The sequence below is a fragment of the Bradyrhizobium nanningense genome, from assembly GCF_004114535.1.
GTDB classification, from domain to species: domain Bacteria; phylum Pseudomonadota; class Alphaproteobacteria; order Rhizobiales; family Xanthobacteraceae; genus Bradyrhizobium; species Bradyrhizobium nanningense.
Genome location: NZ_LBJC01000014.1, coordinates 219,146 through 233,133 on the forward strand (window position 1 = coordinate 219,146; position 13,988 = coordinate 233,133).

General features: G+C 64.4%; 13 protein-coding genes. 5 read left to right on the forward strand and 8 right to left on the reverse strand.

What is annotated here, in order from left to right; all coding sequences use genetic code 11:
• The first annotated feature begins 15 nt into the window (after positions 1 to 15).
• Both ureG and XH84_RS09045 read left to right on the forward strand, forming a co-directional pair.
• Positions 16 to 639 (forward strand): urease accessory protein UreG, encoded by a 624-nt coding sequence (gene ureG / locus XH84_RS09040; RefSeq protein ID WP_128922155.1) that lies wholly within the window; start codon positions 16 to 18, stop codon positions 637 to 639.
• 294 nt (positions 640 to 933) lie between these two features.
• Complete coding sequence (locus XH84_RS09045; RefSeq protein WP_128922154.1) at positions 934 to 2,592, forward strand: CHASE domain-containing protein; 1,659 nt, start codon at positions 934 to 936, stop codon at positions 2,590 to 2,592.
• 10 nt (positions 2,593 to 2,602) lie between these two features.
• On the opposite strand, the gene XH84_RS09050 is transcribed toward XH84_RS09045, so the two are convergent.
• The 5 genes from XH84_RS09050 to XH84_RS09070 all read right to left on the reverse strand — a co-directional run bounded on the left by XH84_RS09050 (position 2,603) and on the right by XH84_RS09070 (position 6,733).
• Positions 2,603 to 3,217, reverse strand: coding sequence for a TetR/AcrR family transcriptional regulator (locus XH84_RS09050; protein WP_164936601.1), 615 nt, complete (start codon positions 3,215 to 3,217; stop codon positions 2,603 to 2,605).
• Positions 3,218 to 3,293: 76 nt separating this feature from the next.
• Positions 3,294 to 4,436, reverse strand: coding sequence for an OpgC domain-containing protein (locus tag XH84_RS09055; RefSeq protein WP_128922152.1), 1,143 nt, complete (start codon positions 4,434 to 4,436; stop codon positions 3,294 to 3,296).
• Positions 4,437 to 4,622: 186 nt separating this feature from the next.
• Entirely contained in the window at positions 4,623 to 5,078 is a 456-nt protein-coding gene (locus XH84_RS09060; RefSeq protein WP_128922151.1) for a hypothetical protein, read from the reverse strand.
• A gap of 93 nt (positions 5,079 to 5,171) precedes the next feature.
• Positions 5,172 to 5,543: an ElaB/YgaM/YqjD family protein gene (locus XH84_RS09065; RefSeq protein WP_164936600.1), complete on the reverse strand. Its 372-nt coding sequence runs from the start codon at positions 5,541 to 5,543 to the stop codon at positions 5,172 to 5,174.
• Positions 5,544 to 5,620: 77 nt separating this feature from the next.
• Positions 5,621 to 6,733, reverse strand: coding sequence for an AI-2E family transporter (locus tag XH84_RS09070; protein WP_164936599.1), 1,113 nt, complete (start codon positions 6,731 to 6,733; stop codon positions 5,621 to 5,623).
• Between the two features lie 208 nt (positions 6,734 to 6,941).
• Here XH84_RS09070 and XH84_RS09075 point away from each other — a divergent pair, with 208 nt between their 5' ends.
• On the forward strand, positions 6,942 to 7,715 hold the full coding sequence (locus XH84_RS09075; protein WP_128922149.1) for a L,D-transpeptidase: 774 nt from the start codon (positions 6,942 to 6,944) through the stop codon (positions 7,713 to 7,715).
• Between the two features lie 17 nt (positions 7,716 to 7,732).
• A complete protein-coding gene (locus tag XH84_RS09080) occupies positions 7,733 to 8,386 on the forward strand; it encodes a DUF2865 domain-containing protein (protein ID WP_128922148.1) in 654 nt (217 codons plus the stop codon).
• Positions 8,387 to 8,636: 250 nt separating this feature from the next.
• On the opposite strand, the gene XH84_RS09085 is transcribed toward XH84_RS09080, so the two are convergent.
• A complete protein-coding gene (locus XH84_RS09085) occupies positions 8,637 to 10,730 on the reverse strand; it encodes a methyl-accepting chemotaxis protein (RefSeq protein WP_128922337.1) in 2,094 nt (697 codons plus the stop codon).
• A 414-nt stretch (positions 10,731 to 11,144) separates the two neighbouring features.
• Here XH84_RS09085 and XH84_RS09090 point away from each other — a divergent pair, with 414 nt between their 5' ends.
• Positions 11,145 to 11,300 carry a Thivi_2564 family membrane protein gene (locus tag XH84_RS09090; protein WP_008546817.1) on the forward strand — a complete coding sequence of 52 codons (156 nt, stop codon included), beginning with the start codon at positions 11,145 to 11,147 and terminating at the stop codon, positions 11,298 to 11,300.
• A gap of 130 nt (positions 11,301 to 11,430) precedes the next feature.
• On the opposite strand, the gene XH84_RS09095 is transcribed toward XH84_RS09090, so the two are convergent.
• Together XH84_RS09095 and XH84_RS09100 are read right to left on the reverse strand one after the other, a co-directional pair.
• Positions 11,431 to 11,631 (reverse strand): CsbD family protein, encoded by a 201-nt coding sequence (locus tag XH84_RS09095; protein ID WP_027553924.1) that lies wholly within the window; start codon positions 11,629 to 11,631, stop codon positions 11,431 to 11,433.
• A 162-nt stretch (positions 11,632 to 11,793) separates the two neighbouring features.
• Positions 11,794 to 13,959: a malate synthase G gene (locus XH84_RS09100; protein ID WP_128922147.1), complete on the reverse strand. Its 2,166-nt coding sequence runs from the start codon at positions 13,957 to 13,959 to the stop codon at positions 11,794 to 11,796.
• Between the last annotated feature and the right edge of the window lie 29 nt (positions 13,960 to 13,988).

Here is a 13,988-nt window from a genome sequence, read left to right on the forward strand (position 1 = left end):
GAGAAAGCGAACGACATGTCTATATCTCACGGCCCCTTGCGTGTCGGCATCGGCGGTCCGGTCGGATCGGGCAAGACCCAGCTGATGGACCTGCTCTGCAAGGCCATGCGAGAACGCTATGACATCGCCGCGATCACCAACGACATCTACACCAAATGGGATGCGGAGTTCCTGGTGCGTTCGGGCTCGCTGACGCCGGACCGCATTGCCGGCGTCGAGACCGGCGGCTGCCCGCACACCGCGATCCGCGAAGATGCCTCGATGAATCTCGCTGCGGTCGCGGACATGCGCGCCAAATTTCCCGGGCTCGATCTCGTGCTGATCGAGTCCGGCGGCGATAATCTCGCTGCCACTTTTTCCCCGGAGCTGGCCGACCTCACCATCTACGTGATCGACGTCGCCGCCGGCGACAAGATCCCGTCCAAGGGCGGTCCCGGCATCACCCGGTCCGATCTTCTGGTCATTAACAAGATCGACCTCGCCCCCCATGTCGGTGCCTCCCTTGAGAAGATGGACACGGATGCCAGGCGCATGCGTGGCGAGCGTCCTTTCGTCATGACCAACCTGAAGAAGAGCGAGGGGCTTGACCGCATCGTCGGCTTCATTGAGGCCAAAGGCGGCTTGAAACGGGCCGGCTGACGCCGCGACGACTTGGCGCACGGGTTTTTCGCCGTTAACCTTGGGGTCGAGGCGCAGGGGCGGAACAAATTTCGGACACGGCGATTGATTACCTCCGGCGCCCGGGCCATCCATCCTGGCCAGACCATCGGCCGGGCGGATTAAGCTTTTCAGGCGACCTACGTTGCGTACCGATGTCTCCTCCTCCATTATCTCTGCCACCGGGGGTCACCCTGTTTCGGCACATGGCCGTTCGAGCGGCGTTCATATGCTCCTTGTTTATTGCCGACCTTCTGCTTTGGCCTGAGTAGTCGCGTGGTCCGGCTGGGTTTCATCATCGGTTTCATCGCTCTGCTCGGAGCCTTGCTCTCCGGGCTTGCAGCCTATCGCGTCCACGACCAGGAGCTGGCACTGGACCGGATCGCGCTCGCGCGTGCGATCGACGTTCATGCCAGTCTGGTCCAGGACAGGCTCACCGAGCGCGAACTGCTCGCGCGCGTCGCCTCAGGCCTGTTCCGCACGCCGTCCGTGATCAAGCCGAACATGCTGGAGCCGCTGCGCTCGGCCATCTACGCCTTCAAGACGGATTTCGTGGTAGCCGGCTGGGTTGCCCGGCTGAAGCCGAACGAGCTTATCGCGGCGCAGGCTGCCATCGGCGGCGCGGGCTTCCCGAATCCGAAGATCCGCAGCTATGACGACAAGCCGATCAATCCGGTCGAGGTCACTCAGCCGATCGACGTGCTGCTGGATCTCGAGCCGCGCAGCGACGAGACCAAGGCTCTGCCGGGCCGCAGTTACGACCAGGACCCGGTTCGCAGCGCCATGCTGACGCGCGCCCGGATCGAGAAGAGATCGGTGGCCTCCGATCCGGTTCCGCTGTTGCGCGGAAACGGGCCGGTCGGCGTCATCGTGGCTGCGCCCGTCATTCCCGAGGGGGCAACCGAGCCGGCCGGATTCGTCACGTTCTCCTACGAACTCGCCTCGATGATGCTGACCAATGACGACATGTCGTTGTTCTCGGTCGCGCTCAGGGATCCGCGCAAGGAAGGCGGCGAGCTGATCGCCAACGACCAGGGCGTGGTCTCGACGCGCGGCGTGGCGGCGGACGGGCCGGCGCCGTCGGCGACGCGCACGGTGAGCTTCGGTGGCCGTGATTGGCAACTCGGCTATTACGCGAAGACCAACTCGGTGCGCCGTGCCGAGCAGACTGCGATCATCGTGGCGGCGATCGGCTTTGCGATCACGGCGATGGTGTGCGGTCTGTTTGGCTATGTCGCCTACAACAATCTGCGGCTCAGTCGGGAAATCCAGGTCAGAATCGGCTTCGAGCGCCGGCTGACCGCGGTGATCGACGAGCTCAACCACCGGGTCAAGAACATCCTTGCGGTGATCCAGTCGATCGTGACGCGCACCTTGCGCCATGGCGCGGACATCGACGTCGCCCGCGAGCTCCTGATCGGACGCATCCACGCGATGTCCAACGTGGTCTCGCTGCTCAGCGAGAGCCAGTGGCAGGGCGTCAAGCTGAAGGGCCTGTTCGAGGCGCGTGCCATCCCGCATGCCGATCGCATCGCCGTCACCGGTCCTGATATCGCGGTCAGCGCGCGCGCTGCGCAGAGCCTCTCGCTGCTGTTCTTCGAGCTTGCCTCGCATTCCGACGAGGGCTTGTCGCTGGTCGGCAAACATCCGCACATCACGGCTAACTGGACGGTGACGGGCGAGGGGCCCGACGAGGTCTTCCATTTCCGCTGGGAGGAGTTCAACACCAGCGAGGCGACGCGGCGCCCCGATTCCGATTTCGGCCTGATCCTGCTCGACCGCGTCGCCCCCGAGGCGCTCGGCGGCACCGCCAAGCGCTATTTCACCGACGCCTCCTACGTCTATGAGCTGACCGCTCCGATGGAGACCGTGGTCGACATGACCGAACGCGATCGCACCGATAAGATCTCGGCTCCGGTGCGGCCTGCGCGATAGATGGTGCCGGCTAGGCCTTGGGCCGCAACACCAGGTCGACCAGATTGCGGGCGTAGGCGGGCGTGATCGGCGCGATGCCGAAGACGTAGCGGTAGAACAGGCCGCCGTAGATCGCGTCGTAGAGATCCTCGGCCGGCCCTTCGGCCAGGATGCTGCCGTCGTTCTGGCCCGCCGCAATCATCTCCACCAGCGCGTCGCGACGGAATTGTAGATAGCGGGCGTAGAACAGCTCGGCGGAGCCGGTCTTGGAAATGCATTCAGAGATGACGGCGAGTTGCACCTTGCCGAACTCGCCCTGGAGCGCCTCGGCATAGGCCGCGGCATGACGGCGCGCGCGCGCCGCCGGGCTGCCGGAGCTCTCCGGAGGCAGCGGCAGCATCTGCGCTGCATGTCGAAGAAAGGCGTCGATCAAGAGCGCCTCGCGGGACGGCCACCACTTGTAGATCGTCATCTTGGAGACGCTGGAGTGGCGGGCGACCGCGTCGATGGTGGTGGCGGCAAGGCCGGTGGAAGCCATCAGCACATAGGCGCTTTCGAGAATGGCGTTGCTGGTCTCGATCGATCGCGGACGACCGCGCCGCGGGGCGCCGTCGGCCCCGTCATCCCCGCCATTCGCCGTCACCACGCCAGGTCTCCTCGCGCAACCCACTCCGTTCCGGGATAGCGCAGCCGCGGCGGCCGGCCTAGGGAAATCGGTCGCGCTAGGCCTGCTGCCGCCAGGCCTTGGGTAGATCCTGCCATCTCGACCAGGCGACATAGTAGGCCACCGCGGTCATCGCGGCGAATCCGGCGAGGCTCACCACGATCTGCATCGCGACCAGATTGGCGCTGGTGATCAGGATAAGATGGCCGGCGAAAGACAGGAACACTCCGACGCAGAACACGGCCAGCCATTCCTCGCCGCATCTGATGACCGCCTGGAGCGGCTTCAGACGCAGGCCGGGGTGATCGGCCGGAATGAGATGAGTCGCGAGGAAGGCGAGTGCGAGGAAGTGAACCACGCGATAGGGCGCGAGGTTTTCCTTGTCGGTCGGGGCGATACTGTCGAGCAGAAGGTGCGGCAAGTAGCTGGACAATTGCGGCGAATGGCGCAGCAGGGTGACCGCCATCGCGAATACGAGATAGGTCCCGGCGAGTACCCGTAGCCAGGGCATGTCGCGTAGCGCGCGCCCCGGCGCGCCTGTGACGGCGAACCAGCCTCCGAGCACCATCAGCATCTGCCAGCACAGCGGATTGAAGGTCCATTCCTGGTCCGGATAGACCCGAAAATTCCAGTCGAACCAGCGCGCGGCAAGATACAGCGCGACCGATGCCGCCAGCGTCACGTTGGGCCGCCGCAACAGGCCCCACAGCGCGAATGGAAAGAAGGCCATCAGCGGGATCATCAATTGCAGGAGATCGAGGTTCAGCGGCTCCTCCTGGAGCACGAGGCCGCGGACCAGGATGCGCAGCGGATGCTCGAGGATCCCCGAGATGTTGTATTCGTGGATGATTTCCGGCGCCATCGACTGCGAGGCGACGTAGGCGATGGTGTCGATGTAAATCACGAACAGCACGACATAGGCGGCATAGAGCCGCCAGACGCGACGGAAGATGCGCGTTGCGGCGACGAGATAGCCGCGCTCCAGCGCGATCCGGCCGTGGATGACCGCGACACCATAACCGACCACGAACACGAACAGGTCGGCGGCGCCGCTGAAGCCGAAGTTGCGCAGCGTCAGCAGGTTGACGATGTTGTTCGGGATGTGGTCGACGAAAACCGACCAATTGGCGATGCCGAGCGTCAAATAGAGCCTGGCGTCATGATGGAAGGCGGCAAGGTTTGCCTGGACGGAGGGTTTCATTGAGTAAAATAGCTTTGAGAATCAGGGTGATGCTTTTAGCGGCAACCGCCTGCGCATCCGAGTAGCGTTTGCGTGAGTGGTGGCCGATCTTGTCCGGCCGGCGCAAAATTGCGCTCCGTCGCCCGTGTCGAATTCGGGGAGATGCTCGCAGCTCTTATGACGAAATTTTCTAACCCGCTCGGGCCGTCACTCGGCCGGCTCGGCCGATACCTCGTCGGGCATACCGGCGCGGCTCGCCAGGATGCCGAGGGCGACGCCGCCGATTGCCAGGATCGGCAATAGCCGCTTGACCCCGATGGCACGAACGATCTGGAGCCCGGTGGCGAGCAGCATGGGGTCCGCGAGCATGCTCTGCGCCGCGGATTTCGCGGCGCGCTCGGCCGCGATCTGGGCTTGCTTACGCAGCTCTCGCTTGTAGGCCCAGTAGCTCACGGCTGCGGCCAGCGTCAGGAGAAAGAAAACGCCGGCGCCCGCGAGGCAGGCCTGCACTGGACCATACTTGTTGAGCACGGAGATGAATGCCGCCGCGCACAGGAAGCACGTGGTGATGAACAAAGCGAACGCCGCGCCTGCGGCCAGGGAGGTCAGCCGCACAGTCGTGCCCGTGGATGCACTGATCCCGTCGATGATGCGCTGAAACATGGCCTTGCTCCTCAAATCCCCACAAGCCTATCTGTCCACAAGCCGGCATCGGCGGCGCGGTAGCACCGCCGCTGTAGTGTCCCCTCGCGCGTCCTATCGGCGCCAGGCGGCGCCGATCAGGAAGCCGATCCCGAGCGCGAGGGCGACGGTCGCGAGCGGCCGCTGCGTGATCGCGTCTTCGAGCGTCTCCTCGATCGATCCGTAGGCCTCCTGGGCCGCATCCATCATTGCGCTGCCGCGCTCCGACATGTCGTCCATCGCGGTGTCCATGTTCTCGCGCGCCTGGCGGTAGCCGCGGCGGGCCTGCTTGCTGGTGGAATTGGCAAAGGTGTTGAGCGCGTCGGTGATTTGGTCGGTGAGGGCGGCGATATCGCTTTTCACGGCTGCTACATCCTTCTCGAGGCGTTCTCTGGTGGCTTTATCGGTCCAGTCTCTCATCCCGGCTTCGGCACTGGTCGTGGACATCGGGAGCTCCGAGCTGTTGACGGCGTGATAGCCGGAAAACGTTTCGTCACCGGGGAAGTTCCGTTCGCGGAAACCGGTCAGTCCTGCGGAAGCTGCGGTGCATCCGTCGGCAACAGATGCTCCTTGAGGATCAGCGCGACGATCAGGAGCGGAGACGACAAAAACGCGCCCATCGGGCCCCACATCCAGGTCCAGAATGCCAGCGCAAGCAGGACTGCAAGTGCGTTCAGCGCCAGCCGCCTGCCGATGATGGTCGGGGTGATGAAATGCCCTTCCAGAAAGGTAAGACCGCCGAAGGCGAGTGCCGCCATCAGGCCGCCGCTGATGGTCGGAAAGGCAACCAATCCTACCACGACCAGTACCGCGAACATTGCGACCGGCCCGATGATCGGGATGAAGTTGAGCGTTGCTGCGAGGGCGCCGAGCCCGGCCGGATTTGGCATGCGGGTGAGCGCGCAGATGAGACCGGTGGCGACGCCGACGCCGACGTTGATGAGGGTGACGGTCAGGAGATAATTGCCGAGATGCTCCTCGATCTCATTGAGAATCCGGAGCGTGCGAAGCCGCGCGTCACGATCGCCGAAGTTCATGATCATGGCGCGCCGCAGGTCGCGCCAGCTGGCGATGAACAGGATCAGGGTGACGAAGAACAGCAGGAATTCGGTGAAGGTCGGTGACAGGAATTCCAGCGTCGGCTGCACCCACTCCATTTTTGGCATCTGGAAGCTCGGCAACCCTTCGGAGCCGCCGAGCATGGCTTGCGTCTCTCGCCACAGCGAAAGCGGCCGGTCGAACACGTGCAACTTGTCCTTCAGTTGCGCGCCGAGTTCCGGCAGGCGCGTGCTCCATTCCATCACCGGCGAGGCGATCAGCGCCACAACGAAGGCGACCACGGCGGTCCCGGCAACCACGATCAGAACGGCACCGACCGCGCGCGGGACCTTGTACCGCTCCAGGAAGCCCGCCGCGGGCGACAGCATGGTGCCGACGACAAAGGCCATCACTACAGGCAGGAAGAATGCCCTTCCGACGTAGAGCACGGTAACGACGGCAATCAGCAGCAGGCCTGCGAGCGCGAAGGCAACGAACTCGGTGCGGCGGATCACCGGCGGCAGCTCGACACGGCTGTCGGGAAGCGGGTCGCCTGCGCTGTTGCCGGGAATCAAACTTTCACTCGGAAGGACGCGCACAATCTCTCTCCCGCACGGAAGCTTCGCACCGCGCGCCCATTGGTGACGGATAATGCGCCAGACCCGCCGCGGTTCCATCGCGGCTTCGTGAAGAGGCGCTCGCTTGACTGTGACAAGGATGCCGCGCGCTGCGCCGGAACCTGGGTCGCCCCCGCGGAGTTCATGGGAAAGCGCATCACCCTGATGCACACATCTCACGGGGCAGCACATGACAAAGTTCTCTGCAGTCCGTCGCAGCTTTTCGCCGCGCGCCGTCACCGCATTCGCCTTCGCAACCGTTCTGCTTGGGGTGCCGTTCGGCGGCGCGAGTGCGCAGACCTTCGGTTATACGTCGATGCAGCCGCAGTCGTACTCGCCGGACCAAGGTTACTCGCAGGGCTACGTGAACGAGGCGCCGCAGGCGGCCGACGAGGATGCCCAGCTGCCCGATCGCCTGCGCAAGCAAATCGTCGGCTTCGACCGCAGCGAGCCGGCCGGCACCATCGTGATCGATACCAACAACACCTATCTCTACTACGTGCTCGGCAACGGCCGTGCGATCCGCTATGGCGTCGGCGTCGGCCGCGAAGGTTTTACCTGGTCCGGCGTGCAGAGCGTCAGCCGCAAGGCGGAGTGGCCGGATTGGCATCCGCCGGCCGAGATGATCGCGCGTCAGCCCTATTTGCCGCGCTTCGTCGCCGGCGGTCCCGGCAACCCGCTCGGCGCGCGTGCGATGTATCTCGGCTCCAGCGAATACCGGATACACGGCACCAACGATCCCTCCACGATCGGAAAATTCGTCTCCTCCGGCTGCATCCGCATGACCAACGAGGACGTCATCGACCTGTTCGGCCGCGTCAATGTCGGTACCAAGGTCCTGGTGCTGCCGAAGAACGCGCCGTTGATGGCCAAGGGCGGCGACGCCGTGCGCAAGCGCCCGGCCGTGACGGCAATGCCCTCGGGGCGGCAGGCGCTGAATATTTCGGCGTCGTCGGTGAACTAGGAGTTCAGTGAGGTCACATGAGTAAACGCGCGATCCGCAAACTGGCCGTTGGCGTAGCGGCAATGCTCGCCGTTGCCGTCCTCGGTCTAGCGCCGACGCCGTCGGCGCGTGCGGAAGACTTCTTCTCGGCCCTGTTCGGCGGCTTCCGGATGCGGTCGCCGCCGGAGATCCGGATGCCTTTCCCCAACGATGACATGCCGCGTTACGACGCGCCGCGGCAGCGAGCCGCCTATGGTGGCGGCGCGGCCTATTGCGTGCGCAGCTGCGATGGCCGCTACTTCCCGGCGCAAGGCAATGATGCCGAGAGCAAGGCGCAATCTTGCAAGAGCTTCTGTCCGGCGTCCGAGACGTCGCTGGTCTATGGCAGCAATATCGATGATTCCACGACAGAGAATGGAAAGTCCTATTCCGACCTGCCGAATGCGTTCCGCTATCGCAACGAGATCGTCGCGGGCTGCACCTGCAACGGCAAGGACCCGGTCGGGCTGGCGCAGGTCAAGGTCGAGGACGATCCTACCTTACGGAAGGGTGACATCGTCGCCGGCGCCGACGGGCTCGTGGTCGCCAGCCGCAACGCCAGCGATCGCCGCGGCGTCGCGATGAACTTTTCGCCGTTGCCGGAGTCGGTGCGCGCCAAATTCCGCCAGGTGCCCGTGGTGGCGAAGGAGTAGGGGTGGCGCCGGCTCCGCGAAAGCCGAGGCGACATCTTGTGTGGTGCGATGCTTGCGCCTCACTCTCACTGTCGTCCCGGACAAGAGAGCGGAGCGAGCGCTGATCCGGGACCCATAGCCACAGGGAGATATTTGGCGAAGATTCGGATTGACCAACTCGCGCCAAACCACTCCCTGGGGTTATGGATCTCCTGAGTTCGCGGGAATGAGACGGGAGATTGTGGCACGCGCCGAAACCTGACTCCCGGTCTTACGCCGCGCGGATCTTGCCCAGGAAGTCGCTGACCTCTTGGCCGAGCTGCCGGCTCTGGGTTTCCAGCGTCTCGGAGGCCTGCTTGACGTTGTCCGCGGCGCCGGCGGCGGTATCGGCGTCGGCCTTCACGCCGGCGATGTTGTCCGAGACGTTCTTGGTGCCCTGCGCCGCATATTGCGTGCTGCGGGTGATCTCCTGGGTCGCCGCGCCCTGCTCCTGCACGGCGGCGGCAATCGCGGTGGCGACTTCGTTGACCTCGCCGATGATGCCACCGATCGCCTGGATCGCATTGATGGCGTCGCCTGCGACCTTCTGGATGTCGGCGATCTGCCCGGAGATCTCCTCGGTTGCCTTGGCGGTCTGGCTCGCCAACGACTTCACCTCGGAGGCGACGACCGCAAACCCGCGTCCGGCTTCACCGGCGCGTGCAGCCTCGATCGTGGCATTCAGGGCCAGCAAATTGGTCTGTGCCGCGATGGTGTTGATCAGACCGACGACCTCGCCGATGCGTCCCGCCGACTGCGCCAGCCCTTGCACGGTGCTGTCGGTTTCGCGCGCCTGATTGACGGCCCGGCTGGCGATGCCTGCCGCATGGGCGGCCTGCTGGCTGATGTCGTTGATCGAGGCCGAGAGCTCCTCGGCGGCCGCCGCAACGCTCTCGACGCTGCTCGAGGCCTCGTGCGAGGCCTTGCCTGCGATCTCGACGCGTTCATTGGTCTGGCGTGATACCGCGGACAGGTCGCCCGAGGTCTTGCGCATTTCGCCGGAAGCCTCGCTCAACTCGCCTAGCGACTTGCGCACCACGCCCTCGAACTCGCCGACATAGGCCTCCATCGCGCGCTGGCGCGCGGCGGCACCGGCGTTGCGCTCGCGCTCCTGTTCTTCGATCTTGAGCTTGTCGATGGCCTGCTGCTTGAAGGTCTCCAGCGCCCCGGCGAGCGAGCCGATCTCGTCACGGCGTTCGAGATAGCCGCTGTCGACGGCAAGATTGCCGCCGGCGACTTCGAGCATGGCGTCGCGGATCCGGTGCAGCGGCGTGATCACGCGGCGGCTGACCGCCAGCATGGCAGCGCCGGTCAGGACGATCGCGGCGACGAGGAGGGCGGTATTGACGATCAGCGACTGCACCGCGGTCGCCCGCTGCGACGCGGAGTGGTCTTTGGCGGCCTGCAGGGCCGCGTCGGCGAGCCTCACCGCGGTCATCATGCGGGGCACCGAATAGGGGCTCCACTGGTTGGCGGTCATCGACGGCTTCTCGCCCTTGGCGACCGTCGTGATGACGCCGTCGCGCGTGGCGGCGTATTGCGGATCGAAATAGGTCGACTTGGTTTCGGTCATCGCAGCCGCCAGCGCCGGCGGCAATGGCATGCCGGAGGCGGCCAGCTCGATCGCGGTCCAGGCGGTGTCGGTCCCGCCGACCAGCTTGGTGTAGGTGAGCTGCACCTCGGGAGCGATCTTGCCGGCGTTGAGGGCATTGCCGACGATCTGCGAGGATTCGCCGGCGGTGTTACGCAGCAGCCAAGCCATCTGCTTGATGGTCAGGAGCTGATCGATGGTCGCGTCCTGGTGATTGACGCTGGCGGCGAGCGCGCCCGACAGCTTTTCGAGCTGCGTCATCAGCGCATCTTCCGTCGCGACATATTCCTTGGCGAGGCCTGCGCGGCGCTCCGCCTTGGGCTTGACGACCTCGGTCCAGAACTCGGCCTGTGCCGCCAGCAGCGTCTTGTTCAGCGTGCCCAAGTCGGCGAGGAACGCCTCGCGCTGCGCGAGGTCGGTCGTGGGCAGGATCTCGAGCGTGCGGGCCAGCGCCGGCATCAGGGCGCCACGAAGCTCGCGGATGTACTTCTCGATGTCCTTGTCCAACGCGACATCGGAGGTGAGCTGGCGGTTGCTGGTCGAGCGGTCGGCCCGAATGTTGGCCATCGCTTTGAACACTTCGGTCGAGGCGGCAGAAACCGCGACGATCCGGTTGGCCTGCGCAAGCCGGCCCCATGAGCTCCAGGCGCTGATCGAGAAGCCGATGACGACGATCAGTGCGGTGGAGAGGATCACCGCCTTCAGCAGCGTGGATACGGTCAAGCGATTGAGCATCGGATACCTTGGGGTGAGCATTTCGAGTTCGTGGTCCTGAACGGCAGTCCCACGAAGTTCGAAAGACCAAGGGATGCACGCAGCAGACGCGCCCGCCGGTGGCGAGCGCGTGAAGCGCATTTGGCCCGAAAAGAGTAAAAACTTAGGCAGTGTTCCTGCCGTAAAATTACCGGCCGGCTGCGCACGGTATCCTCGGTCGCGCGCGCCTGACTGGCGGCGCGGCCGGCGATGCCTGCGCCGCATGGGAGGCCTGCTGGCTGATGTCCTTGATCGAGGCCGAAAGTCATTTCGGCGCCCGCGGGCAGGTCGGCCGATCGCATTATATTAGTAGTTGCAATGGGTTGCCAGAATGGAACCGGCGCGAGAGACAGGCGTTAGGACAATAATCGCAATTTGCCTGAAGGGGGTCTCGCGATGTTGGTGGGCGTGCTCGTCACTTTTCTCGTCGTCATTCTCGTACTTTATCTCATCAACATGCTGCCGATGGACGGTCGCGCCAAGCAGATCGCACGCGTGATCGTCATCATCATCGGCATCGTGTCGTTGTTGAAATATCTCGCGGTGTTCTAGCGAAGGTATCGTAGCCCGGATAAGCGAAGCGATATCCGGGATGCCGCAAAGAGGTCCCGGATGTCGCTGCGCTCATCCGGGGGGCTGCAACAAAAAGCCCCGGCCTTCGCCGGGGCTTCGTTCGCGCGCTTCAGTGCAGCGATTTCAGCCAGTCGTCGACGTCCTGACGAACCTGGTCCTTGGCCTTGCCGTAGCGTTCCTGGAGCCGGCCCTCGAGCTGCTCGCGGCGCCCCTCGATCAATTTGAGGTCGTCGTCAGTGAGCTTGCCCCATTTTTCCTTGGCCGAGCCCTTGAACTGTTTCCAGTTTCCTTCGATCCGATTCCAGTCCATGACCATCTCCCGTGGGTTGATGGCCCGACAACGCGAGCGCCGCGCAGCCTGTTCCGCGGCGCGCCGCGGCGTTTCGCCCAACGAAAAAGCCCCGGCGTGGCCGGGGCTTTTGACGTTTCTGTGCCTTGGCTCAGCCGAGCGCCTTTTTATCCCAGAGCCCTTTTATCCCAGAGTCTTGGCTTCGCGGCGGCGCGCGGTGAGGATGTATTCGGTGTAGCCGTTTGGCTGCTCGCGCCCCCTAAAGATGAGGTCGCATGCGGCCTTGAAAGCGACGCCGTCGAAGGCGGGTGCCATGGGCCTGTAGATCGGATCGCCCGCATTTTGCTTGTCGACGACAACCGCCATGCGCTTCAGCGATTCCATCACCTGCGCCTCGGTGATGACGCCCTGGTGCAGCCAGTTGGCGAGGTGCTGGCTGGAGATGCGCAAGGTCGCGCGATCCTCCATCAGGCCGACATCGTGGATGTCGGGGACCTTGGAGCAGCCGACGCCCTGATCGATCCAGCGCACGACATAGCCGAGGATGCCTTGGCAGTTGTTGTCGATCTCCTGCTTGACGTCGTCAGGTGCCCAGTTCGACTTCGACACCGGAATGGTGAGGATGTCCGAGAGCTTTGCGCGCGGCCCGCCCTTGGTGAGCTCCTCTTGCCGCGCGATCACGTTGACCTGGTGGTAGTGCAGCGCATGCAGCGTCGCGGCGGTCGGCGAGGGCACCCAGGCGGTGGTGGCACCGGCCTGCGGATGACCAAGCTTCTGCGCCAGCATGTCCGCCATCTTGTCGGGCGCGGCCCACATGCCCTTGCCGATCTGGGCATGGCCGGGCAGGCCACAGGTCAGGCCCATGTCGACGTTCCAGTCCTCGTAGGCCTTGATCCAGGCCTGCGCCTTCATCTCGTTCTTGCGGATCATCGGGCCCGCTTCCATCGAGGTGTGGATCTCGTCGCCGGTGCGGTCGAGGAAGCCGGTGTTGATGAACATGATGCGCTTGGAGGCGCGCTGGATGCAGGCCTTGAGGTTGACGGTGGTGCGCCGCTCCTCATCCATGATGCCGACCTTGAGCGTGTTCTCCGGCAGGCCCAGCATCTTCTCGACGCGGTCGAAGATCTCGCAAGTGAGCGACACCTCGTCCGGGCCGTGCATCTTCGGCTTGACGATATAGGCCGAGCCGGTGCGGCTGTTCTTGACCTTGGAATTGCCCTTGAGGTCGTGGATGGCGAGCAGTCCGGAGACGGCGGCATCCAGCAGGCCTTCCGGAATCTCCTCGCCCTTCTCGTCCAGCACCGCGTCGGTGAACATGTGGTGACCGCAATTGCGCATCAACAGCAGGCTGCGGCCGTGCAGCTTGAGCTCGCCCTTGCCGTCGGGCGTCTTGTAGCTGCGGTCAGCGTTGAGCGAGCGCGTCAGCGTCTTGCCGCCCTTCTCGAAATCGGCGGACAGCGTGCCGTTCATCAGGCCCAGCGTGTTGCGGTAGACCAGCACCTTGTCCTCGGCATCGACTGCGGCGACCGAGTCCTCCATGTCGAGGATGGTGGAGACCGCGGACTCCATGATCATGTCGGCGACACCGGCCGGATCGTCCTTGCCGATCGCACTGCTGCGGTCGATCTTGACCTCGACATGCAGGCCGTTGTTGACGAGCAACACCGCGCTCGGAGAAGCCGCATCGCCCTGGAAACCGGCGAACTGCGCCGCGTTCTTCAGTGCGGTGGCGTTGCCGCTCTTGAGCTTCACTGCAAGCTGCCCCGCGACGACGCTGTAGGCGGTGACGTCGGTGTGGCTGCCGGTGGCGAGCGGCACGGCGGTATCGAGGAACGCCTTGGCCTTGGCGATCACCTTGTCGCCGCGCGCCTTGTTGTAGCCCTTGCCGCTCTCGGCAGCGTCGTGCGGGATTGCGTCGGTGCCGTAGAAGGCATCATAGAGCGAGCCCCAGCGCGCGTTCGCGGCGTTGAGCGCATAGCGCGCATTGGTAAGGGGGACCACGAGCTGCGGGCCGCAGATCTTGCCGATCTCCTCGTCCACATTGGCGGTCTCGACCTTCTGCGTCGCCGGCTCCGGGACGAGGTAGCCGATCTCCTTCAGGAAGGCGGTATAGGCATTGAGGTCGAACGCCTTGCCCTTGTTGGCACGGTGCCAGTCGTCGATCTTGGCCTGCAGGGTGTCGCGCACCGCCAGCAATGCGCGGTTCTTCGGCCCCAGATCCTGGATGATGGCGGCAAGCCCGGCCCAGAACGCATCCGGCGCAATCCCTGTTTTCGGGGTCGCTTCCTTGGCGATGAAATCAAACAGGACAGGGGCGATCTTCAATCCGTGGGCGTCGACGCGTTTCATGATGGGCTTTCTTGTTGGAAATGGCTGTT

Coding starts and splice junctions, on each gene's coding strand:
- XH84_RS09055 (WP_128922152.1), bottom strand. CDS start 4,436: ATGAAACCCTCCGTCCAGGCAAACCTTGCCGCCTTCCATCATGACGCC.
- XH84_RS09090 (WP_008546817.1), top strand. CDS start 11,145: ATGTTGGTGGGCGTGCTCGTCACTTTTCTCGTCGTCATTCTCGTACTT.
- XH84_RS09100 (WP_128922147.1), bottom strand. CDS start 13,959: ATGAAACGCGTCGACGCCCACGGATTGAAGATCGCCCCTGTCCTGTTT.
- ureG (WP_128922155.1), top strand. CDS start 16: ATGTCTATATCTCACGGCCCCTTGCGTGTCGGCATCGGCGGTCCGGTC.
- XH84_RS09085 (WP_128922337.1), bottom strand. CDS start 10,730: ATGCTCAATCGCTTGACCGTATCCACGCTGCTGAAGGCGGTGATCCTC.
- XH84_RS09095 (WP_027553924.1), bottom strand. CDS start 11,631: ATGGACTGGAATCGGATCGAAGGAAACTGGAAACAGTTCAAGGGCTCG.
- XH84_RS09065 (WP_164936600.1), bottom strand. CDS start 5,543: ATGTCCACGACCAGTGCCGAAGCCGGGATGAGAGACTGGACCGATAAA.
- XH84_RS09075 (WP_128922149.1), top strand. CDS start 6,942: ATGACAAAGTTCTCTGCAGTCCGTCGCAGCTTTTCGCCGCGCGCCGTC.
- XH84_RS09080 (WP_128922148.1), top strand. CDS start 7,733: ATGAGTAAACGCGCGATCCGCAAACTGGCCGTTGGCGTAGCGGCAATG.
- XH84_RS09060 (WP_128922151.1), bottom strand. CDS start 5,078: ATGTTTCAGCGCATCATCGACGGGATCAGTGCATCCACGGGCACGACT.